This is a genomic window from Acidobacteriota bacterium (assembly GCA_039030395.1).
GTDB lineage: Bacteria > Acidobacteriota > Thermoanaerobaculia > Multivoradales > JBCCEF01 > JBCCEF01.
Genome location: JBCCEF010000024.1, coordinates 53,713 through 74,001 on the forward strand (window position 1 = coordinate 53,713; position 20,289 = coordinate 74,001).

General features: G+C 67.7%; 10 protein-coding genes. 5 read left to right on the forward strand and 5 right to left on the reverse strand.

The window, feature by feature from the left end; all coding sequences use genetic code 11:
• Positions 1-5: 5 nt before the first annotated feature.
• The gene (locus tag AAF481_17540; protein MEM7482982.1) at positions 6-884 is read left to right on the forward strand and encodes an SGNH/GDSL hydrolase family protein; all 879 of its coding nucleotides are present in this window, start codon (positions 6-8) and stop codon (positions 882-884) included.
• Positions 885-986: 102 nt separating this feature from the next.
• Here the strand turns inward: AAF481_17540 and AAF481_17545 are convergent, their stop codons facing one another.
• Positions 987-6,209 carry an RHS repeat-associated core domain-containing protein gene (locus AAF481_17545; protein ID MEM7482983.1) on the reverse strand — a complete coding sequence of 1,741 codons (5,223 nt, stop codon included), beginning with the start codon at positions 6,207-6,209 and terminating at the stop codon, positions 987-989.
• Between the two features lie 256 nt (positions 6,210-6,465).
• On the opposite strand from AAF481_17545, the gene AAF481_17550 reads away from it, so the two are divergent.
• Positions 6,466-9,303 carry a protein kinase gene (locus AAF481_17550; GenBank protein ID MEM7482984.1) on the forward strand — a complete coding sequence of 946 codons (2,838 nt, stop codon included), beginning with the start codon at positions 6,466-6,468 and terminating at the stop codon, positions 9,301-9,303.
• Between the two features lie 10 nt (positions 9,304-9,313).
• On the opposite strand, the gene AAF481_17555 is transcribed toward AAF481_17550, so the two are convergent.
• On the reverse strand, positions 9,314-11,449 hold the full coding sequence (locus tag AAF481_17555) for a sigma 54-interacting transcriptional regulator (GenBank protein ID MEM7482985.1): 2,136 nt from the start codon (positions 11,447-11,449) through the stop codon (positions 9,314-9,316).
• On the reverse strand, positions 11,376-12,401 hold the full coding sequence (locus tag AAF481_17560; GenBank protein MEM7482986.1) for an AraC family transcriptional regulator: 1,026 nt from the start codon (positions 12,399-12,401) through the stop codon (positions 11,376-11,378). Before AAF481_17560 ends, AAF481_17555 begins: the two co-directional genes overlap by 74 nt.
• A gap of 93 nt (positions 12,402-12,494) precedes the next feature.
• On the opposite strand from AAF481_17560, the gene AAF481_17565 reads away from it, so the two are divergent.
• Together AAF481_17565 and AAF481_17570 are read left to right on the forward strand one after the other, a co-directional pair.
• Positions 12,495-13,433, forward strand: a complete 939-nt coding sequence (locus tag AAF481_17565) for an SDR family NAD(P)-dependent oxidoreductase (GenBank protein MEM7482987.1) — start codon at positions 12,495-12,497, stop codon at positions 13,431-13,433.
• 106 nt (positions 13,434-13,539) lie between these two features.
• Positions 13,540-13,827, forward strand: coding sequence for a hypothetical protein (locus AAF481_17570; GenBank protein ID MEM7482988.1), 288 nt, complete (start codon positions 13,540-13,542; stop codon positions 13,825-13,827).
• Positions 13,828-14,216: 389 nt separating this feature from the next.
• Here AAF481_17570 and AAF481_17575 read toward each other — a convergent pair whose 3' ends face one another.
• Entirely contained in the window at positions 14,217-17,276 is a 3,060-nt protein-coding gene (locus tag AAF481_17575; GenBank protein ID MEM7482989.1) for a fused MFS/spermidine synthase, read from the reverse strand.
• 63 nt (positions 17,277-17,339) lie between these two features.
• On the opposite strand from AAF481_17575, the gene AAF481_17580 reads away from it, so the two are divergent.
• Positions 17,340-19,079, forward strand: a complete 1,740-nt coding sequence (locus AAF481_17580; GenBank protein ID MEM7482990.1) for a peptidylprolyl isomerase — start codon at positions 17,340-17,342, stop codon at positions 19,077-19,079.
• Here the strand turns inward: AAF481_17580 and AAF481_17585 are convergent.
• A partial coding sequence (locus tag AAF481_17585) for a peptidylprolyl isomerase (protein MEM7482991.1) occupies positions 19,057-20,289 on the reverse strand: 1,233 nt, incomplete at its 5' end. The two genes, AAF481_17580 and AAF481_17585, sit on opposite strands and share 23 nt — an antisense overlap.

Here is a 20,289-nt window from a genome sequence, read left to right on the forward strand (position 1 = left end):
TGCCCATGGAATGTGGACGTGCCATCGGAATCGCCTTCGTTACCGTCGCGGCCGTTCTCGCCACCGCCACCCCAGTGGCAGCCCAGACCCCGCGCGTGCTTCTGGTCGGCGACAGTTGGGCAGCGTTCTTCTGGCAAACCCAGGCGCTGCGCCAGACCTTCGCCACGCACGGCTATCCGGAGTTCGTCGAGCAGGGCGCGGTCACCGCCATCTCCGGCAGCACGGCCGCCGAGTGGACTGATCCCGCCCTCCTGCAGTTGATCACCGACGAGCTGGCTGCGAACCCGACCATCGACATCGTCCAGATCACCCTCGGCGGCAACGACTTTCTCAATGGCGAGCCGGACGGCTGGTACGTCGGCATCCTCGACCCGGAGGCGCTGTACGCCGACATCGTCGCCGACGTCGCCACGGTGGTGGACCACACCCTCGCGCTCGACCCCGACCTCCAAATCCTGGTCAGCGGCTACGATTACCCCAACTTCGTCGAGTCCCTCGGGCGCATCCTCGCCTTCGTCTGCATCCCTCTCTGGAACGGCATGAACCAGCCCGACCCGACCACCTTGAACCAGGCCAGCCTCGCGCTCGGCGACGAGTTCGACTCCCTCGCCGCGACGCGTGAGCGGGTCGACGTGATCCCTCACTGGGGGCTGATGCAGTTCGTCGTCGGCGATGGCGCCCCGCCGCCTGGCGACCCTACCCAGCCGAGCCCCATCGAGGCGATGGCGCTCCAATCCGACTGCATCCACCTGAGTTCAGCCGGCTACCTCGCGGTCGCCGAGAGCCTTTGGCAGAGCTACTACCAGCAGGCGCTGACCGAGCCGATTTTCGCCGACGGCTTCGAGGACGGCGACGTCGGCGCCTGGAGCGGCAGCGTTCCCTGAAGTCGGTCAGGGGATTCCGACCGGATCAGCGGCGGCAGGCGACCTCTTCGCCGTCGCGCCTTCAGTGCGCGGCACGGCGGCGAAGGGCGCCGGGGTCGACGGTTACTGGAACAACGCGTCGCTGGCCGACCGCTCCACCCGATCCCGGAGGTCTTGCTGGCGCTGGAGGGCGCCGCGCTGGCGCTCTAGCCTCTGCTGCTGACTCGCCGAACGCTCCCGGGAACCGGCGAGGTCGTTCGAGGGGTTGAATTCCCCGGAGAAGATCCCCCGGTTCACCGTCGCCCGGTCGCTCGCCCGGGGGGCGACGCCTTGCGCATGGGCTTCGAAGGACCTCTGCTCCGCCGCCAGGAAGTTCAACTGCCCCTCGGCGTCACGAATCTCCCCGCGGGTCTGTTCCATCCCTTGATCGATCGCGCCGAGGGAGGTTTTCGCTGTCTCCTTGATCTCCTGCTGCGAAACGGCCTGCGGGTAAATCATCTCGCGGGCTACCGTATCGACTCCGAGGATCAGCGATCCCGCGCCCACGGCGACGGCCACGGGAGGCGTCAAAGTCACCACTCCAGCGGTCGCCGCCAGGCCGACGGCAGTGAATCCAACGGCCACCAAGCCTTCCTCTGCCGGGCTGATGGACCGACCGGTCGGGTCGATGTACTTGATCGGGTTGGCTCGGGCGTAGCCGTAGAGGTTCCAATCGCTACGCAGCGGATCGACGTTGGCGAAACGCCCCCAGGAGTGCACATAGCTTCGCCCCAGCATGTAGTACATGACTCCGTGGCTGTCGAGCTCGTGCCCGGCGTACTTGGAGTGCGGATCCTCGGCCCCCCAGCTCAAGGCTTCGGACCCATACGGGTAGTAGTCCTGGGCGCCGACCTGGTTTCCCTGCCCATCGGTGACGACGCGCGGCGAGCCGACGTGATCCTGGTGGAAGAACCGCTGGACGCCGCTGCCGTCGCGGGTGGCGATCAACCCACCGGGGCCGTGGACATAATCCTTGCGGAACTCCCAGGTCTCGCCCGGCTGGGAGGGAGACCGGTAGTGACCGAAGCCTTGAGTCCGGTGCTCCCGCAGGATCGTTCCATCGGTGTCCCGGAAAGCCCACCAGCGATCGCCGGTCGAGGTGTCCATGGTGATCAATCGATAGTTGCCGGGCGCGTAGGCGTACAGAAACTCCCCCTGCGGCAACTTGCGGTAGAAGCGACTGATCATGTTGAGACCGTCGTGGTCGAGATCGAAGAACGGATCGGCCGCCGGACCCAGGAAGTCGAAGTTGCCGGCGCCATCGTAGAAAGTGTTCGGTGAGCTGCCTTCCTCGCCGACCCGCCGGTTCTTGTTGACGTTGATGTCGTGGTGGACCACGGTGCCGTCCTCGCGCTCGATGCGCACCAAGTTGTCCGCCGGGTCGTAGAGGTATTCCTCCCAGCGGGAGGGGTCGCGGGCGGTGCCTCGGGTCAACCGGCTCACCTTGTCGTAGGTGTACTTGTCGGGACCGATTTCCCAGATGTTGCCGGCGTCGTCATAGCGGTAGATTCCACTGTCGAACACGACAAAGCCGTTGCCGTTCCGGTGCCGAATCCGAGCTGGGCGTCGTATTCCCCGAGTCCCCTGGGTGAACTCCGTGGACGCGCCGTTCGAGTAGTCGACCCCGGAGAGCTGATAGTTCCAATGGTAGGTGTAGTCCGCCGACATCCCGAGGCTGGAGCTGACCGCCACCGGCAAGCGCTGGTCCATGGTTCGGGTGACCGTATGCGCTGGTGCCTGCTCGTCGAACGGGTCGTTGCAGAAGCGGCGACCGGTCTGCGGTGTGGTGATGCAGGTCGGGTAGGTTTGCTCGACCACCTCGCCGAGGACGTTGTAGGTCCATTCCTGCTCGAAGGTGTGGGCGAAGATGCTGGACGGGTGGTTGTTGTGGAGCCACCGAAGTTGGGTGGTGCGTTTGCTCATCCGCCCCATTTTGCCCCGGTAGACATAGGTCTCGGCGATCGCCCAGTCCGCTGCGCCGCCGGGGTAGTTGTGGCGGATGCTCTCGTAGACCTTTCCCTTCCGGTAGTCGCTGCCGACGTTGTCGTCGGCCCAGAAGTGCTCCTCCCAGACGCGAGCGCCTTCCCTCTTCTTCAGCAGCCGGCCGTCGCCATCGTACTCATGGGTGAGCGTGATCCGGCCGTCGAACACCTCCCGTGGATTGCCCAGCGCATCGGGCTTGAACGAGATCATTCCGCCGCTATGGACCGACGCGCCGATCTCCGGGTGAATCTCCCACAGCAGCAGTCCCCGGTTGTCCCAGCCGAAGAAACGTTTCTGCGAGAAGTCGCCCTCGCGCCGCTCGACCTCGACCACGTTGCCGCTGGGGTCATACCTGTTGATCACCAGGTAGGCCGGGGTGTCAATGCTGGTGGGCCGGCCCAGCCCGTCGAAGGTGGTGGTGGTCACCGCCTCCTCGGTCGCGGTCTCCGAGGTGCGAAGGTTGAGCGTCGACTCCAGCTCGCGGACCCCGGAGTAGGAGAGGCGCTCGTCGGTCTGGTCGGCGCGGAGGATCTGCGACGGTCTGCCGAAGGCGTCGAGCCCCCGGTAGCGAGTAGTGTTCTGGACATTGTTGACCTGCCCCGCCCGCTGCACCGTGGTGACCGCGGTGACTCGCCCCAGCACGTCATAGACCGTTTCGCGCTCGGAGTGTCCCGGGTCGGCCTGGCCGATCGGAGTGCTCTGGATCTCTCGGCGCAGGCGACCGAAGTAGTCGTAAACCAACTGCTCGTCGGCGTAGCGCTGGCCACCGAAGACCCGCTCGATGAAGACGCTCGCCTCGCCCCCCTCGGGGTTTCGATAGTCGATCTTCGTTTGGGCCTCGCCGAGGGACGCTTCCGGTGAGATCTCCACCGGCCGCGCCAGGAGATCGTACTTCCAGGCGGTCTCCTGGTCCGCAGGGTTGAAGGTGGACGAGGGAAGACCGCTGTTCTTGTCGATAGCGGCACGGAAGCGGTTCGGAAAACCGGCGATGTGGGTGCTGGCCAGCCGGGAGAACTCGTAGCCGTGGAGGAACTCGAACTTATTCGTTCCGTGGGTGCCATGCACGGCGCAGGTCCCGGAGCCCAAGGCGCCATTCTCGCCGCCGGCGATGATCTCTTTGATCGGCAAGCCGGCATCCACGCCGGCATCGTCCCCGAGGTGGTGCTTGGTGACCAGGTCGAGCGGGCCGTCTGCGTCCGGCAACTTTCGTTTGCGGATGCAGACGATACTGCCGTTGGAGTTGAAGGCGTACTGTGTCCGGTAGGTCCTGCCGTTGTCGGTTCGAAGCTTGGTGGTGTACGGCGAGAGGATCCAGGAACTGTTGCGGCCGGGGAGGTAGTTGGCCGGAGTGCCCAGGCTGATGTAGCCGGTCGTCGCATTCTCTGGCCGGACGGTACCGCCGGTCGCGCTGAAGCCGGTGTACTCCTCGACCACCCGCTCACTCGAGGTGAAGTTGTCGATGGTTGCCATCGTCCGGGTATGGCCCGCTCCGTCGTGCCCGGAGTATCGCTGTTCAATCCAGCGGCCACCGTCGTCGTTGAAAACCGTTCGTTCGCGGACCAGCACCGGGTTGATGCGGAAGCAGTCGCCGGGATCCCGCTGGTCGATGTGGAAGGAGCAGGTCCGCCACGACATGGCAAAGCGGACGTATTTCTCCCGCACCACGTTGGAGCAGGGGGTCTCGGTGCAGTCGAGAACCTGCTCGGACAGGAAAAGGTAATTGCCGTTGGCGTCGCCAATCTTCGTGTCCTTGGTGTAGGGCAGGCCGGCATCGGTGACCTGCCACTCGCCGATCGGATCGGTGATCAGCGGTACCTTCGGCCCGATCGTCACGGAGTGAAAGAAGCGGTTCAAGGTGTACCGGTCGCCGATCGCCGGCCCTTCGACGTTGGTCTGCCGGTAGTCGGCACGCTTGCAGTCCGGGCCGTCGATCGGCCCCGGATCGTCCGGATGCAGCGAGGTGGAGTACTTCCAGGTGGCGAGCACAGCGTTGTTGGGATCGAGGTGCTGTTTGCGGACCAGGCCGGTGCGACTGTAGTGCCGGGTAGCGGTGGGGTCCACTCGGTAAACGCAGGCGGTGGGAAAAAGCCAGGTTCCGTAGTCGTACTGGAACTTGCCCTGGGTCGGAAACTGGATGCGGTGGACACGTCCGCTACGAAAGAAGTCGGTGTAGTAACTCATTTCGTAGCCTTCCGAATCGGGTACGGTGATGCTCTTGAGCAGCGGCGTCCGGATGGTCGACGAGCCCGGCCCGAGAGAACCGAAAGGGTCGTGCGGACGGGACCTCTGGAGGGTCCGAATGTCGTAGTCGAAGGAGTAGATCGCCGTTCGGCCGCCGGGCGCCGCAACGTGGACCTCGTCGACCAACCGCATCGGGTCACCGAGCTCGTCGCCGTTGTCCAGGCGGAGCCCGCTCGATGGGTGGGAATCCCCGCCACCGCGGCTCTGGGCGTCGAGCAGGAAATAGATCGAGTGAGTCCGGCCGGTGCTGTCGGTGATCTTCCAGCGCTCCTTGCCGGAGGCGTCCAAGTACTCGACCTTGACCTCGTTCTGGTAGTAGTCGCGCATGCTGATGAAGCGCCAGCAGCCGTCGACCCCGCCACCGCAACCGAGGGTGCCTCGCCGATCTCCGGTTCTTTCGAAGTGCGAGACCACTCCATTGGGATGCTCGACGAGGATGTTGTCGGCATCGAGCTGGCGCATCCGGAGTTGGCTCGAATCCTTGCTGTAGCGCAGGATCCGATCCGGCGCGGTGCCGCCGTCATAGCCCGGCAGTTTGTGGAGGTAGTGCGCCGCACCGTCCGGTGAAACGTAAAGCCAGCGATCGTTGAGGTCGCCGACCGGCGCCTGGCGGTTGGGCCAGGTGTCCTTCAGCAAGTTGTCCAATCCGCTCGGCGGCAGAGGTGCATAGAGCTGGCCGAAGTGCACCTCCCAGCCGACACCGGCATTGCTGTTGAGATGGGGCAACGACGCGAGGATGTTCTGCTGGGTCACCGGGCCGTGGTCCCAGGCATCCGAGTTGTTGGTGACCCGGAGCTGGTACCGAATGTGGGGACCGACCGTGAACACCTGACCCAGAGGAATGCTCAGCATCAGGTTGCCGTTGGCGGTGTTGATCGACTCCACGCCGCCGTCGGAGAGGAAGGATTGATTGGGCAGAACGCCGCGCAGCGATTGGATTCGCTCGCCGGCGAGCCCGTCCCCCTCGCTCTTGTCTCCGGGTAAGGTTTGGCCCGCGGAGGGGGTTGCAAATACCAAGACGAGAAGGAAAGCGAGCGCGGCTCGCCGAGCGGCGGTGAACAGTGTCACACGGTGAAATAACATGCGGGAATCTCCTTCGATCGCGGTGAATAAAACCTGGACCTGAATCCTCGAAGAGCAAGAGCACTGCCACGGCCCGGCGGGGCCGGAACACAAGGACCACCGCGAGTTGCACCCCGCCGGCGCACGATTTCGTGCGGGGAAGGGGCACGACTTCGTGCGGAGGACGCACGATTTCGGAACCTGTAACCCTGCCGGGCGCTGAACCGTTTGCCGGGAAGGAACGGATCGCGGACGTACCGGGAAGGATCGGAGAGTTGTGACAGAACCCACGGAGGAGGCGCCGGAACGCGAACCGACCGAGACGGTGCTCCCACCCCGGCCAGACGGCGGGCGACCCGCCACCGGTCCCGAAGCCGCCAAGGCGCTGCCGCCCGCCGGGCGCATCGGGCGCTATGTCGTGCTGTCCCACCTCGGCACCGGGGGCATGGGCACGGTCTACGCCGCCTACGACCCGGACCTCGATCGCAAGGTGGCACTCAAGCTGGTGCGCCATGACCGCACCAGCATCGACGGACAGAACGCTCTCCTGCGCGAAGCCCGGGCGCTGGCCCGCCTGGCGCACCCCAACGTCGTTCGAATCTACGATGTCGGCCTGTACGAGGAGAGCGTCTTCTTCGCCATGGAGTTGGTCAGCGGACGCCACCTCGGCCGCTGGCTGGAGCGCGACAAGCCGCGCTGGAAGGCGGTGGTCGGAGTGTTCCGCGAGGTCGCGGACGGCCTGGCGGCGGCCCATCGGGCAGGGCTCGTCCACCGCGATCTCAAACCGGGCAACATCCTGCTCGGAGAGGACGGCCGGGCGAGGATCGCCGACTTCGGCCTGGTCAGGTCGGTCACGGGTCCGAAACGCCGCGAGTCGCCACCGAGCGAGAACACAAGGCACGACGCCGGAACGCCAGGCTTCGTGGCGCCGGAGGTCGTCGCCGGCGGCGAAGCGGACGAACTCTCCGATCAGTACAGCTTCGGCATCGCGCTGCGCCAAGCCCTCCACGGGCGGCCTCGACGGTTGCCGTCCGAAACCGCAACGCGAGCCGGCAACCTGGCTTCACGGCGGATCCCGGCCCGCCTCGCGGCGATCGTCGAGCGCACCCTGAATCCCGCGCCCGGCGGGCGGTTTCGCTCGATGTCGGAGGTCTCGGCGGAGCTCGGGGCCTTGGCGAGGCGGCCGACCCGGCGTTGGGCGGTGGCGGGGCTGCTCGCCCTTGGGGTGGCGGCGGCGTCGCCGTGGCTCGTTCCACGCATCGCCGAAGAACCGCCCTGCGTCGACTCCGAGGAGGCCTTTTCCGGGGTATGGGACCCGGATCGCCGGCAGAGCCTCGAGCGCGCCCTGCTGGGCAGTGGATCGCCGGTCGCCGAAGAGGCGCTCGAGGTGGTCACCGAGTCTCTCGATCGCTACCGCAACGAGTGGCTCGGGATCCGTCACGAGGGCTGTCTCGCAACCCGCGTCCGCGGCGTCCAGTCCGAGCGCTTGCTCGATCTGCGGATGCTCTGCCTGGAGCAGCGCCGCCAGGAGGCCCGTGCGCTAGTCGACCTGCTACTCACCGGGAATCCGTCGGTGATCGCGTCGGCGTCCGAAGCGACGCAGTCCCTCTCAGCGACCGCGGACTGCGCCAACGACGCCGAGCTGGCGCTCTTCTCACAGCCGCCCGGCGATCCCGCAGTGCGCCGAGAGATCGAGCGCCTGGAAGCCCAGCTCGCGCGGCAGGTCGTCCGCTCGCGAACCGGCCAGGCGGTCGACCTGGACGAGCTTCGGGCCCTCGAAGCCGACGCCGAGGACTTGGGCTACTACCCACTTCAGGCTCGGGCGCGGATGTTGCTCGGACGGCGGCTGGTTTCGGAGACCGGAGATCCCTCCGGCACCGACCGCCTCGAGCGAGCTCTCGCCGATGCCATCGCCGCAGGGGACCGGGCGCTCACCGCTGAGCTGTACGGCCGCCTGGCGGAGGCCTTCGGCTACTACTTGGGCGATTCCGAGCGCGCTCACTGGTGGGTACGCTTCGCCGAGGCGTCGCTGGACAGCCTCGGTCCGGACCAGCACGAGACCTACGCCCTCGTACTCGCCAGCCTCGGCCTCACGGCCTACGGCGCCGGTGACACGGCGCAGGCCCACGAGCACTGGCGCCAGGCGCTGGTCCGAGGCGAGAAAGCCTGGGGCTCGGACAGCCCACGGCTGGTGGAGATTCTCAACAACATCGGCTTCTCCTCACCGAACCCCGAGGAGCAGTTGACCTTTCTGCAGCGCGCTCTCGATCTCAAGGAACGGACGCTTGGTCCGCAGAATCCGCTGCTGGCCAACACGCTGGTCAATCTCGCCAGCCGCCTCGGCACCGCCGGCCGATTCCAAGAAGCGCTGCCGCTCCTGGCGCGCGCTTCGGCGGTGCTCGAGACATCGTACTCCCGGGAACACCCCATGCTCGCCTACCCGCTGATTCTGGAGGGTGAGCTGCTCATTGCGCAAGACCGACCCACACAGGCCGTGGAGCGGCTCGAACGCGCCCGCGAACTGCTCGTAGACCTGGAGGAAGGCCACCCGCTGAGGCTCCCGGTGGAAGTCGACCTGGCGAGATCGGCGCTGCTCGATCTGCGGATCGGACAGGCCGAAGAGCACCTCGAACGCGCCGGCGAGCTGCTGGCCGGACAGTCGCCGGCGAGCCCTCACCGACTCCTGTTCACGGCGGCCCGGGGACGCTTGCTGCTGCAACGCGGCGAGTTCACCGCGGCCTACGCCGAACTCGAGCGTGCCACCGAGTTGGAGGCGCAGGCTCTCGAGCCACCGGCGGTCAGCCACCGAGCCCAGCTCCGGATCGCGCGCGGCGAAGTTCTGCTCGCCCTCGGCCGGCCAGCGGCAGCGGAGCCGCTGTTCGAGCAGGCGATCGAACTCACCGGCGCCAACACCGAACTCTCCGGCCTGTCGGCCGGCGCCCGCTTCGGCCTCGCCAGGGCCATCGTCGCGCGGGACCGGGACCGCGCGGTCGTCCTGGCCCGCCGGGCGGCCGACGATCTGCCCCCGCGGGGAAGCGCCGCCAGCCGACGCCTGGCCGAAGACCTCGCGTCCTGGCTACGCGCCTGGCAACCGGAGGAAAAGGTGCCTGAGTAGGTTGGGGCAACTATCCGGCGGCCGGCCCGGCCTCGAAACAGAAGCCACGTTCGCTACAGCGCTTGAGGCGCCGATGCACGGCCATGCGCGAGATCCCCAGGAGCCGGCCCGCCTGGGCCTGATTGCCACCGGTGCGGCCCAGCGCCTCGGCGAGCACGGCGCACTCAATCCGTTCGAGCCGCAAATCGCTGGCGGTCGCCAGCCAATCCGCGAAGGATGGGGCGGCCGGCGGCCCGGCCGGCGACACCTCGATGGCCTCCGCCTGCGCGTGGGCGGCCCCAGGCGCCGGAGGAGTCGCCCCGGTGGATATCGCTCCGGTGCTCTGTCGCCCGCGAACGACCTGATCGGCCAGGTGGGATACCTCGATGGCCTGACCGACCGGGCAGACATAGGCCAGTCGCCGCAGCTCGTGGACCAGCTCCCGGATATTGCCCGGCCACGGGTAGTCCAGCAGGGAACGGAGGGCATTGACCGTCATGCCGCGGATCGCCTTGCCGGCATCGCGAGAGAAGCGCCGAAGGTAGTGCTCAACCAGCATCGGGATGTCTTCCCGGCGCTGACGCAGCGGCGGCACGAGCAAGTCCACCCCGGCGAGGCGGTAGTAGAGATCCGAGCGGAAGCGATCGTCCTGCTCCTTGGCGAGATCGGTGTTGGTGGCGGCGAGAATCCGCACGTCGACCGTCACCGCGGACCCGCCGACCGGGTACAGCTCGCCGGACTCCAAGACCCGCAGAAGCTTGGGCTGGAGAGCCGGCGGAAGATCGCCGATCTCATCCAGAAACAGCGTTCCGCCTTGCGCTTCGAGGAAACGCCCCCGGCGAGCGTTCACCCCGGTCGCCACCCCCTTGCCGATGCCGAAGAGTTCCGCTTCCAGCAGCTCCGCCGGCACCGCCGCACAGTTGAGGGCGACGAACGGGCCGCGACGGCGGCTCGACGACCGATGGAGGATCCTCGCCACCCACTCCTTACCCACGCCGGTCTCGCCGCGGATCAGCGCCGGCAGGTCGCTATCGACCAGCGGCTCGATCTGCGCGTGCAACCTTCTCATCGCCGCTGAAATACCGGGCACATAGCCGCTCGGAAAGACCACCTTCGACCCCTGAAGTCCTCCGCTGGCGACGGGAACCACATCGGCCGACGACCGCAACCGCTGCTCGATCAGCCGGACCAACAAAGTCAGCAACGACCGACTCTCGCCTCGACCCCCGAACTCACCGGTGAGACAGAGTGCCAACGGAGGGCTGTCGGCAGCGAGGCGTGCGACCGCCGTCAGCGACTCCCCTTTTGGCCCGGTGGAGGCATCGAAGGCGATGCCTTCGGGGGCCGGTGGAGTCGTCGCGAGCCAGCCGCGAAGGCGGGCGGGTAGCCGCCGATCGAGCTCGCCGCACGCCGCCAGCACCACCTCGATCTCGTCGCGCAATTCCAGGACCACGGCGGATCGCACCCCGAGGGCGGCGGCGACAGAGCCGAGGGCAGCCTGAAGCTCGTCGGGGCCACTCGGTCCCTGCCCCACCGCGGCGACCGCTCCCAACCACCCCTCGACCGCCTGGCGGTTGAGCCACCGGCGGCGAGTTGCCGTCGCCCCGGCGGCGGTCTCTGACGCGTTGGTTTCATCGGACTCGGTCAGGTCGACCGCTAGGAGGGTGTCGCCGGACTCGATTCGCTCGAGAGTCAGTTCGACCGAACCGAACCATAGAGCATCGCCGGGAGCGAGCTGGGCAGTCCGAACCTGTGAGCCGTTGACGAAGCTGCCGTTCTTGCTCGCCAGATCTTCGAGCCAGGGGCTGGCCGGACCCACCGTCAACCGCGCGTGACGGAACGAGACACCCTTACTCGACAGGCGCACATCGCAACCCGTAGACCGGCCGATGAGGTTGAGTCCGCGACGCAGGGAAAAGGTCCGATCCCGACCTTCGATCCTGCCGCGGAGGCGAAAGTGTCGGGAGGAAGTGGCCACCGCAGCGGCGCTAGGTGTCACCGGTCCTGTGCTCGACGGCATAAGAGCATCCCCGTTCTCGAGGTCAGAAGTACCTAGCACCCATCCTACTGTGGACCCCGAGCCGATGGAGCGCCTAGAGAGCCGAAAGCTCGGTGTCGGTGGTTCTCGTCCGGGCCAGCTTTCCCCAAGCTCGAGGAGCTTCCCCATAGTGGTGGCGAAATTCGCGGCTGAACTGGGAGAAGCTGCTGTAGCCGACACTGCCCGCTGCCTGACCGATGTGGACGCCTTGAGCGATCTGCATCGCGGCCTCGTTCAGTCGCAGCTTCTTGATGAACTGGAGAGGCGAAAGCGTGGTCGCCTCTCGAAAGCGGCGGTCGAAAACCGCCCGGCTCATTCCGGCTCGCTGGGCGAGGTCATTGACCGAAAGCGACTTGTCGAGATTCTCGCGCAGATAACTCATAGCGCGAGACAGTCCATGGGAAGACCCGAATGTCCTGCGGATCGAGGACCCCGCCTCTCCGAGGAGAATCGCAAAGAAGAATTCTCGCAGCCGACCCGGGCCGAGCACCCGGAGCGCAAGAGGATCCTCCAGAAGTTCGAGCATCCGCTGCAGAGCCGAGCTGAAGGCATTGTCCCATCGGACGACGGCCAGGCCCGGGACCATTTCGACGGACCTTCCCTGAGGTAAGGGGACTGATGCTGTCTCGAATTCGACCACGGTCTCGGTAAACGCTCTCGTCTCCAGACTGACGAGCAGTCCCAGCAGAGGCTTCTCCGGAGAGGCGGCCGACGCCTCGGCCTGCACCGGCATCGGCATGGTGGCACAGAGGTATTGACCCGGACTGTAAACGTGAACGGCCTCGCCCAGGTATGCCCGCTTGCTGCCCTGGACAACGACACAGACACTCGGCGAATACACCGCTGGCAGACGCTCCACGGGATGGGTCAGCCTGAAGAGCTGGATTCCTTCGAGGGGCGTGTCATGGGCTCCATCGGTCGGTGCATGGCGGGCGACAAGCCGCCGGATCATTTCGGTCCGCATCGACGGATTGTCTGCTGAGAGTCCGCCCATTGCAAGGCCGCTGAGGCAAATAGGCAAAAAATCGATCGAGAGCTGTCTAGTTCTCGTCAGTCCGGGTTTGTATCGTAGCTCTTGCACGCACGAGGCAGTTCCCCACCATGCACGGCTTCTTCACGCAGCACGCCGACTGAACGCGCAAGAGCGCTCATCTACCCCATCAGGAGACAGAACATGACCTTTGATCGTTCTTCAACCACCGACGACGTCCTGAGTGGAATGGACCTCACCGGCAAAACCGTGCTCATCACCGGTGCGTCGACCGGCCTGGGAGCCGAGACGGCGCGAGCGCTCGCGGCGCGCGGCGCCGACCTGACTCTCGTGGCCCGCTCGACCCAGAAGCTAACCCGCGTCGCCGAAGCGATTCACTCGGCGACCGGGCGGAAGCCGGAGACGGCCTCGCTGGAACTGGACAGACCCTCGACCGTTCGGTCGTTTGCCAACACCTGGCTTGCCAGCCACGGCACCCTCGATCTGTTAATCAACAACGCCGGGATCATGGCACCGCCGCTCACCCGCACCGCCGAGGGATGGGAAAGCCAGTTCGCCACCAATCACCTGGGTCATTTCCTGCTGACGAACCTTCTGGCCCCGGCGCTCAAGGCTTCCGGCTCCGCGCGAGTGATCAACCTGTCGTCCGGTGGACATTGGTTCTCGCCGGTGGACCTCGAGGACCCGAACTACGAGCGCCGCCCCTACGAGCCGCTCGCCGCCTATGGTCAGTCGAAGACTGCGAACATCTGGTTCTCCCTCGAACTCGGCCGCCGCTGGAAAGAGCACGGTGTGTCCAGCTTCGCGGTTCATCCCGGAGGCATTCAGACTGAGCTGGACAGGAATCTGGATCCATCCATCCAAGGGACGATGGAGCAGATGCAAAAGGACTACGGACACCTGTACAAGACAATCCCGCAAGGTGCGGCAACTTCGTGCTGGGCGGCAACCAGCGCCAGCTTGAACGGAAAGACCGGCCTTTATCTCGAAGACTGCCGGATTTCGAAGCCGGCCGAGAGCGACGACATCGGGCAAGGTGGATACGTCCCCCACGCGTACGACGAAAAGGGAGCTGTCGGCCTCTGGGATCTCTCAAATCGGTTGCTGGGAACCAACTTCTAGGGGTTCTTTCGCCCTCGCGGCGGGCACGCTGCTCGAGCAGAAACCCAACGCGTGGTTCTGCTTCCACTCCGGTTCGGGCGCGGACGGCAAGGCGATGTGGGCGCGGGTGAAGAAACGCACCGAGGACGAGCTGCGAGCGCTGGGCCTTGCGGGCGTCGTAGTGTTTCGACCCGCCTCTATCCGTGGGCTCCATGGGGCGCAGCTCCGCGGGAGGCTCTATTGTTTCGCCTACGCCTTGTTCACCCCCCTCTCGCCCCTGCTCCGGGCCTTCGGTGGAGCCACTTCGAACGCGGAAGTCGGCAAGGCGATGATCGTCGCGGTACGCCAGCAAATGAACGGTGAGGTTCTCGACTCCCGCGAGATCAACGCCACAGCGGCGCGGCTCCGAGGGTGAGCTGACGCCAAAACTCCATCAAAGCAGACAACTCAGGGAGGTGTAGCGGTTCCGACGAAGGTGTTGTCGGTGCGTGGGCAGTTCGATGGCAGTCTCTCGTGGGTCAAATCCGCTCGACGAAGACCTCCCTTGATATTTCTATTTGCACCAGCCGGCTATCTCTTAGGACTTTGTCTCTCCTTGATCGTCGCGGTCAATCGCAAGCTCATCAGCCCTTAGGTATTTTCATGTCCCTTGAGGCGGTCGTAAACACCGAGACCACGCCACTCAATGTTCCCGGAAGATGCCATCAAGGTGTGGGCTACCGGCTGTCGATCTAGCAATTCATCTGCCTTCTTCCGTACTCGGCGCAGATGTTCGGCAGGCTTGGCTGACCAAATTCCAGGTGCTCAAGGTTCCTCACTTTCGGCACTGAATGTTGCGACGAACTCTTCCAGCACTTCCCGAGGCGGCGACCGCTCGGTGCTGATCCTCGGGAGTGCTTGCAGAGCAGAGCGAATCACCCCTGGCGGCGCCTTCTTGAGCTCTTCGAGGGCGTCTTCGAGGGCGTCCCGGTCGCCGGCACCGGCGGCGAGGAGGACTCGCTCGGCGAGCAGGGCCGGCCCGCGGGGTCGCGGTGAGAGGAGCGGCTCGAGGAGACCGAGACCTTGGCGGTGATAGTTCGCCTCGGAGCTCTGCCGTCGCCATCGGAGGCGCAGGATGGTGGCTGCGCCATGGAGGGGATGGTCGACCGTGACGGCGGCGAGCCGGTCGTCGAAGGCGGCGATCCGCTCGGGACTTCGCAGGGCGAGCTGGCGCCAGCCTTCGAGCACCACCGCGAAGGCGTCGTCGCAGGAGGTGGCCTGCGCGACCAGCTCCGGCCGGTTGCCCCGGATGGCGGCCGGGCGTTCGAGGGCGAGGAGCGCCGCCAGCCGTTCTCGCTCGGTGGTGTCGGAGGGACTGCACGGGCCGACCGCCGGCCCGAGGAGTGCCCCCCGTCCGCGCGGCCGGCGGCCTTCGGCCAGGTCGACGAGGCCGGTGGCGATGCGGCGGGCCGCCGGATCGGCGATCTCGGAGGCGAGTCGCCGCGCCCGCTGAATCTGGCGGCGCCCCAGCAGCCGACGGATCAGGACGACGGCGGCGTCGCTTTTCATCGCGGGTCGCAGGGGATCGTAGTCGCCGAAAAGCTCCTCGACACTCGGCGGGCGATCCGCCACCAGCACCTTTGGCGAGCGGATCTGCAGCCGGTTGCGGCGATCCGTCGTCAAGGCGGCGCCGGCGGCGAAGGCGCGACTGTCGTCGGCCGTCAGGCGACGCGCCAGATCGAGGTCTTGCGGCTGCAGCACGCCGAGCCGGTGCCACAGGTCGCGAGCCGCCGCGAAGCCGTCCGCGTCCAGTCCGAGGGATTGGCGACCGGCGAGGAACAGCAGCGCCCCGCCGTTGCCCGGCGTGTAGACCTCGACGAAGGGAAAGACCGCGTTCAGGCTGGCAACCAGCGAGCGCAGGAGAGGCTCGTCGACGAACTTGAGGCCGATCCACTGCACGAAGACGCCATCTTCCGCCAGCCGGCGGTCGACCCGCTCGAAGAACTCCCGGGTGTAGAGATGGGAGGAGGAGGCGGTCCACGGGTGCGATGGCTGGGAGACCACCGCGTCGTAGCGACCGGTGGCGAGCTCGAGGGCGCTGCGGGCGTCGTCCTGGTAGAGGCGCAGGCGGGGATCGGCCAGCGGATCCGTCGCCCGTTCGCCGGCGATGATGCGGTTGGCGGCGACCACCGCCGGCTCGAGCTCGACGACGTCGAGGCGCTCGATGGTGGGGGCGACGGAGGTGACGGTGAGGCCGCCGCCGAGACCGACGATCAGCATCGAGCGCGCTTCCGGCCTCGCCGCCACCGGCAGCAGCGACAGCCATTGGGCCACCGCCAGCCTTCCGGGAAGGCCGCCGGGAGCCTGGATCAGGGACTCGGGCAGCCCATTGGTGGTCAGGCGATGGCCGCGGCCGTCGCGGTAGAGCAACACCGTCGAGCTGCGACCGACGGCGTAGTAGGCGACCTCGCCCTCGGCGACGCGGCCGCTGATCGGCGCCGTGCGCAGGGTGCGCCAGGGGGTGGGCGGGGGCAGCAGGGCGAGGGCGGCGCCGGCGGCGAGGAGGAGGCTCCAGCCGCGGCGCCGGTGAGTGGCCTGGGCGCTGACGGCGGCCAGGGCCAGACTGCCGGCGATCAGCGCCGTCGCCATCCCGGCGAAGCGCCAGGCCGGCAGCAGGAAGAATCCCACCGCCACCGCGCCGGCAATGGCGCCGACGGTGTTCCAGGCATAGACCTGGGCACTGGCGGTGCCGGCCGCGCCGGCTCCTGCGGCTCGCAGGCGGACGGCGCAGGGGAAGGCGGCGCCCATCATCAGCGCTCCGGGAAGCAGCACGAGGGCGGCGACCAGGGCCGAGGGCATCAACCGCTCGGGTCCGGGCTGGAGCATGCCGGCGAGGCCGTCGAGGGCGAGGAAGGCGCCCCACGAACCGAGGGCGACGCCGAGCTGGGCTGCGACGAAGCCGAGACCGGCGCGCCGGGCGTCGCGCGCCCAGGTCGTCGCCAGCAGGGAGCCGGCGGCGATGCCGACCAGGAAGGTCGCCAGCATCAGGCCGTAGGCGTAGATGCTGCCGCCCAGCAGGTGGGCCAGCAGGCGGCTCCAGACCACCTCCCAGCCGAAGGCAATGAAGCCCGAGCCGGCGATCGCCGGCAGCACCCAGCGCTGGCCGCTCGGGGCTTCGTTTCGGGAGTCGGTTCTCGGTGAGGCCTCGGCGTCCGGGGTAGGGGTTGAGTTTCGCGGGCCTCGCGCCATGCCCCAGGCGGCCAGGGCGACCAAGCCGTTGAGGCCGATGGCGACCCAGACGGTCAACCCGAGGCCGAGCTTGGGCAGCAGCCAGAAGGCGCCGGCGAGGACCCCGGCGGCGGCGCCGGCGGTGTTGGCGCCGTAGAGCAGGGCGATGCGCGGGCCGAGTTGCTGGTCCGAGCGCACCGCCCAGCGGCTGAGGATCGGCAGCGTCGCTCCCATGCAAAGGGTCGGCACCGCCAGCACGGCGAAGGTGGCGACGAGGTAGAAGAGGCCCGAGCCGGGACCGCCGACGGCGTCGAGGTCGGGGCCGCCGAAGAAGGCGGCGCGCAGGTCGGTGGCGAGGTCGAGGCCGGTGGGCACCGCCAGGGCCGCGCCAGCGATGGCGACCTCGAGCAGGGCGTAGACGAGCAAGGGCCGCTGCAGGTGGACCAGCCAGCGACCGGCGAGCAGCGCTCCCGCGGTGAGGCCGCCCATGTAGGCCGCCAGCACCGCGGCCACCGCCAGCTCCGAGGCGCCAAACACCAGCCCGAGCTGCTGCATCCAGGCGCTCTGGTAGATCAGCCCCGCGGCGCCGGAGAGCACGAAGCAGAGCAGCAACAGGCGCCAGCGCGGGCGATCGCTCAGAGGGGCCGGAGACGCCATGGCGGGACTCTAACCCGCAAAGCCGTCGCTATACTGCCCCGCGCCATGGCAGAGCGGATCTCGATGACACTCCAACCCGGGCCCTCGGCGGTCGCTTCTCTGCGGCTTCGGCGGTGCGTGCTGTGGCTTTCGCTGCTGGGTTTGGTGGGCGTTGTCGCGATCACCGGCCACGCCGCGGCCGAGGATGAGGCGCCAGCGCTGGCCCATTTCCGAGCCGCGGTGACGGCCCGAGAGCTCGCCAGCTGGCGCCAGCACGGCATGCCCGAAGGGGGTGCCGCGGTCCGCGAGGAAGAAGCCGTCCGGCAGTTGCTCCTGGTGCGCAGCTTGGCGCAGGAAGCTGAGCGCCTGGGCCTCGATCGCGAGCCCGCGCATCGCATCGACCTCGCCCGGGCCGAGGGGCAGATCGCCCTCCAGGCGCTGCGCCGCCACGTCGACGAGGCGATTCGCATTGGCGATGCGGAAGTCGCAGCCAAGGTCGAGGAGATCCAGGGAACCCGTGGCCTGCCGCGGCGGGTGCGGCTGCGGAATCTCTTCAAGCGCTTCCCGCAGAACGCTTCGGCGGCCGAAAAGGCGGCGTTACGACGGCGCATGGACGAGCTGCGGCGGCAGGTGCTCGCCGGGGCCGATTTCGCCGCCTTGGCGGAGGCCGAGTCCGACTCCCGAACCCGGCTACGCGGTGGATTGATCGGCAACGTGCGCGCCGGCGACTTGCGGCCGGAGGTCGACCGCATCGCCATGGCTCTCGAAGCCGGCGAGGTCAGCGCGGTGCTGTCCGGGCCGGAGGGTCTCACCCTGCTCTATTGCGAATCGGTGCTCGAAGCGGTCGAGCGCAGCGCCGACGACCTGCGTCAGATCGCCCGTCGTTCGCTGCGCCAACAGGCCTCGCGGCGCGACTGGGCGGCCATGGAGGAGCATCTGCTGGCCGCGGCGGCGCCTCGCTGGCGTTGGGGCCGGCTCGATGGATCCGGCGAGAACAGCGGGGACGAGGCCGAGCCGGAAGCCGTCTTGGTGGAGTTTCTCGGCGGTCGGCTGACCGTCGCCGAGGTTCTGGTCTTGGCTCTGCCGGAGGAGACGGCGTCTCCGGCCGCCGTGGACCGTCTACGGACTCTCGACCGCGATCAGATCGAGCGGCGAGTCGAGCCCTTCTTGCGCCAGCGATTGGCGATTCGCGAGGTCGCCGTGCGTGGCCTCGGCAGCGCGGCCATGGCCGAGCAGGTACGCTGGTCCCGTGCCCGGTTGCTGGCCGCCAAGGCGCTGGCAAAGCATGTCGGCGAGCGTCGCGGCGCCGTCGAAGAGCGTGACGTCGAGGCCTTCTTCGAGGCCCATCCCGAGCGCTTCGAGCGCCCGGCCCACTATCGCCTCGGGCTCCTGGAGCTGCCCTTCGAAGCCGTCGATCCGCGGCCTGCCCTCGACCTCGGCCTGGGCTTGCTCGCCGCCCTCGAAGCGGGCGAGGTGACCTTCGCCGAGCTGGTCCGGGAGCACTCGGCTCACTTGGGCGATGGCGACCTCGGTTGGTTGCCGCGATCGGCGGTGATTCGTCGCCTCGGCATCGATGGCTTGCGAGCTCTCGAACGTCTGCAGCCGGGGCAACGCAGTCAGTGGGTGCAGGACGACCAGCGCTCGCGCTTCCTGTTGATCGAGCTGCGCGGCTTCGAAGCGCCGCGGCCGGCGACCTTCGCCGAGGCTCGCGCTCGCGCTCGCCGGCTCCTGGTTGAGGAGAAGGCGGCGGCGCAGCGCGCCGCCTTCATCGCCGAGTGGTGGCAGGGTCTCGCGGTCGAATTCAGGGCGACGCCGCGAGAGTGAATCCGGCCTCGGCGAGCAACTCGTCGGTGAGCTCGCGGAAGAGGCGCCGGCCGTGTTGCTCGAGGTAGGCGTCGATCACCGGCTGGCGGACGGCCGCCAGCGGCAGGGCCTCCGGCTCGACTCGATCGCGAACGGCGAACAGGGTCATCACCGGGCCGGCGACATAGGGCGGCGAGTGCTCTCCTGGCCGCAGCAGAGGGGCGAACTGAACCGCCCGGCGATCGCCGGCGGCGAGCTGACCTAAGCTGACCCATCCGGTCGACTCGACCTCGCCGCCGAGCTCGGTGGCCAGATCTTGGAGCGTCAGGGTGCCGGCGTCGAGAGCCTTCCGGGCGGCCTCCAGGCGTGCCATGCCCGCGGGCTCGGCGGGCACCGTGAGACGTTCGATGACGAAGCGCAGCGGAGTGGAGAAACGCAGCGCGTTTTCGGACCGAAAGCCTTCGAGGAGTTCGCTGTCGGCGGCGAGTCGCTCGGTCATCCGTCGCTGCGCCTCGTGCTGGATCAGCTGGCGCCGCTGGGCCGCCGCGATCTGCTCGTCCGGCAGCTCGAGGTCTTCGCCGGCCTGCTCTCGGGCGAGCAGGTGCTGGAAGAGGATCTCGCGATCCCGCAGCTCTTGGAGCAGGTCCGCCGGCAGCTCCTCGTCGGCGAGGTCGCCGAGTTGCCGGCCGAGGGGAAGAAGCTGCTGGCGCAGCTCGCCAGCGGTCACCTGGACCTCGCCGACGCGCAGTAGCGGTTGCTCGTCCGGTGCCGATCGCATCAGCTCTGGCAGGCGGTCGCGGTCGATCATCCGCAGCTCGTCCGGTGCCGGCACCGCTGCGGCCGCCTGGCGCAGGCGCTCGAAGCGCTGCTCGACGAGGAGCTCCCGGCGCAGCAGGTCGCGGACGTCTTCGAAGGCGACATCGCGCGCTTCGAGAATGTTGTGGACGTAGATCAGGTGGGCACCGTCGGCGGTGGCCAGCACCTCGCTCGGCACCTCGGGCTCGAGGTCGAAAACGACCCGGTCGAAGTCGGCCGGAAACACGCCGCGCTCGACGAAGCCCACCAGGCCGTCGCGATGGCGGGTCTCGGACTGCGAGTGCTCGCGGGCGAGGAGCTCGAAGGGCCGACCGTCGAGGGCCTGCCGGCGAATCGCGGCGAGGCGGTCGAGCACCGGTTGACGATTCTGCGGGTCCGTCCAGCGCAGGAAGATGTGGCTGACCCGGCGCGTCTC

Excerpts from the sequence above, each read along its gene's own strand:
- AAF481_17540 (MEM7482982.1), top strand. The coding sequence starts at position 6 with ATGGAATGTGGACGTGCCATCGGAATCGCCTTCGTTACCGTCGCGGCC.
- AAF481_17545 (MEM7482983.1), bottom strand. The coding sequence starts at position 6,209 with ATGTTATTTCACCGTGTGACACTGTTCACCGCCGCTCGGCGAGCCGCG.
- AAF481_17555 (MEM7482985.1), bottom strand. The coding sequence starts at position 11,449 with ATGGGGAAGCTCCTCGAGCTTGGGGAAAGCTGGCCCGGACGAGAACCA.
- AAF481_17565 (MEM7482987.1), top strand. The coding sequence starts at position 12,495 with ATGACCTTTGATCGTTCTTCAACCACCGACGACGTCCTGAGTGGAATG.
- AAF481_17575 (MEM7482989.1), bottom strand. The coding sequence starts at position 17,276 with ATGGCGTCTCCGGCCCCTCTGAGCGATCGCCCGCGCTGGCGCCTGTTG.
- AAF481_17580 (MEM7482990.1), top strand. The coding sequence starts at position 17,340 with ATGACACTCCAACCCGGGCCCTCGGCGGTCGCTTCTCTGCGGCTTCGG.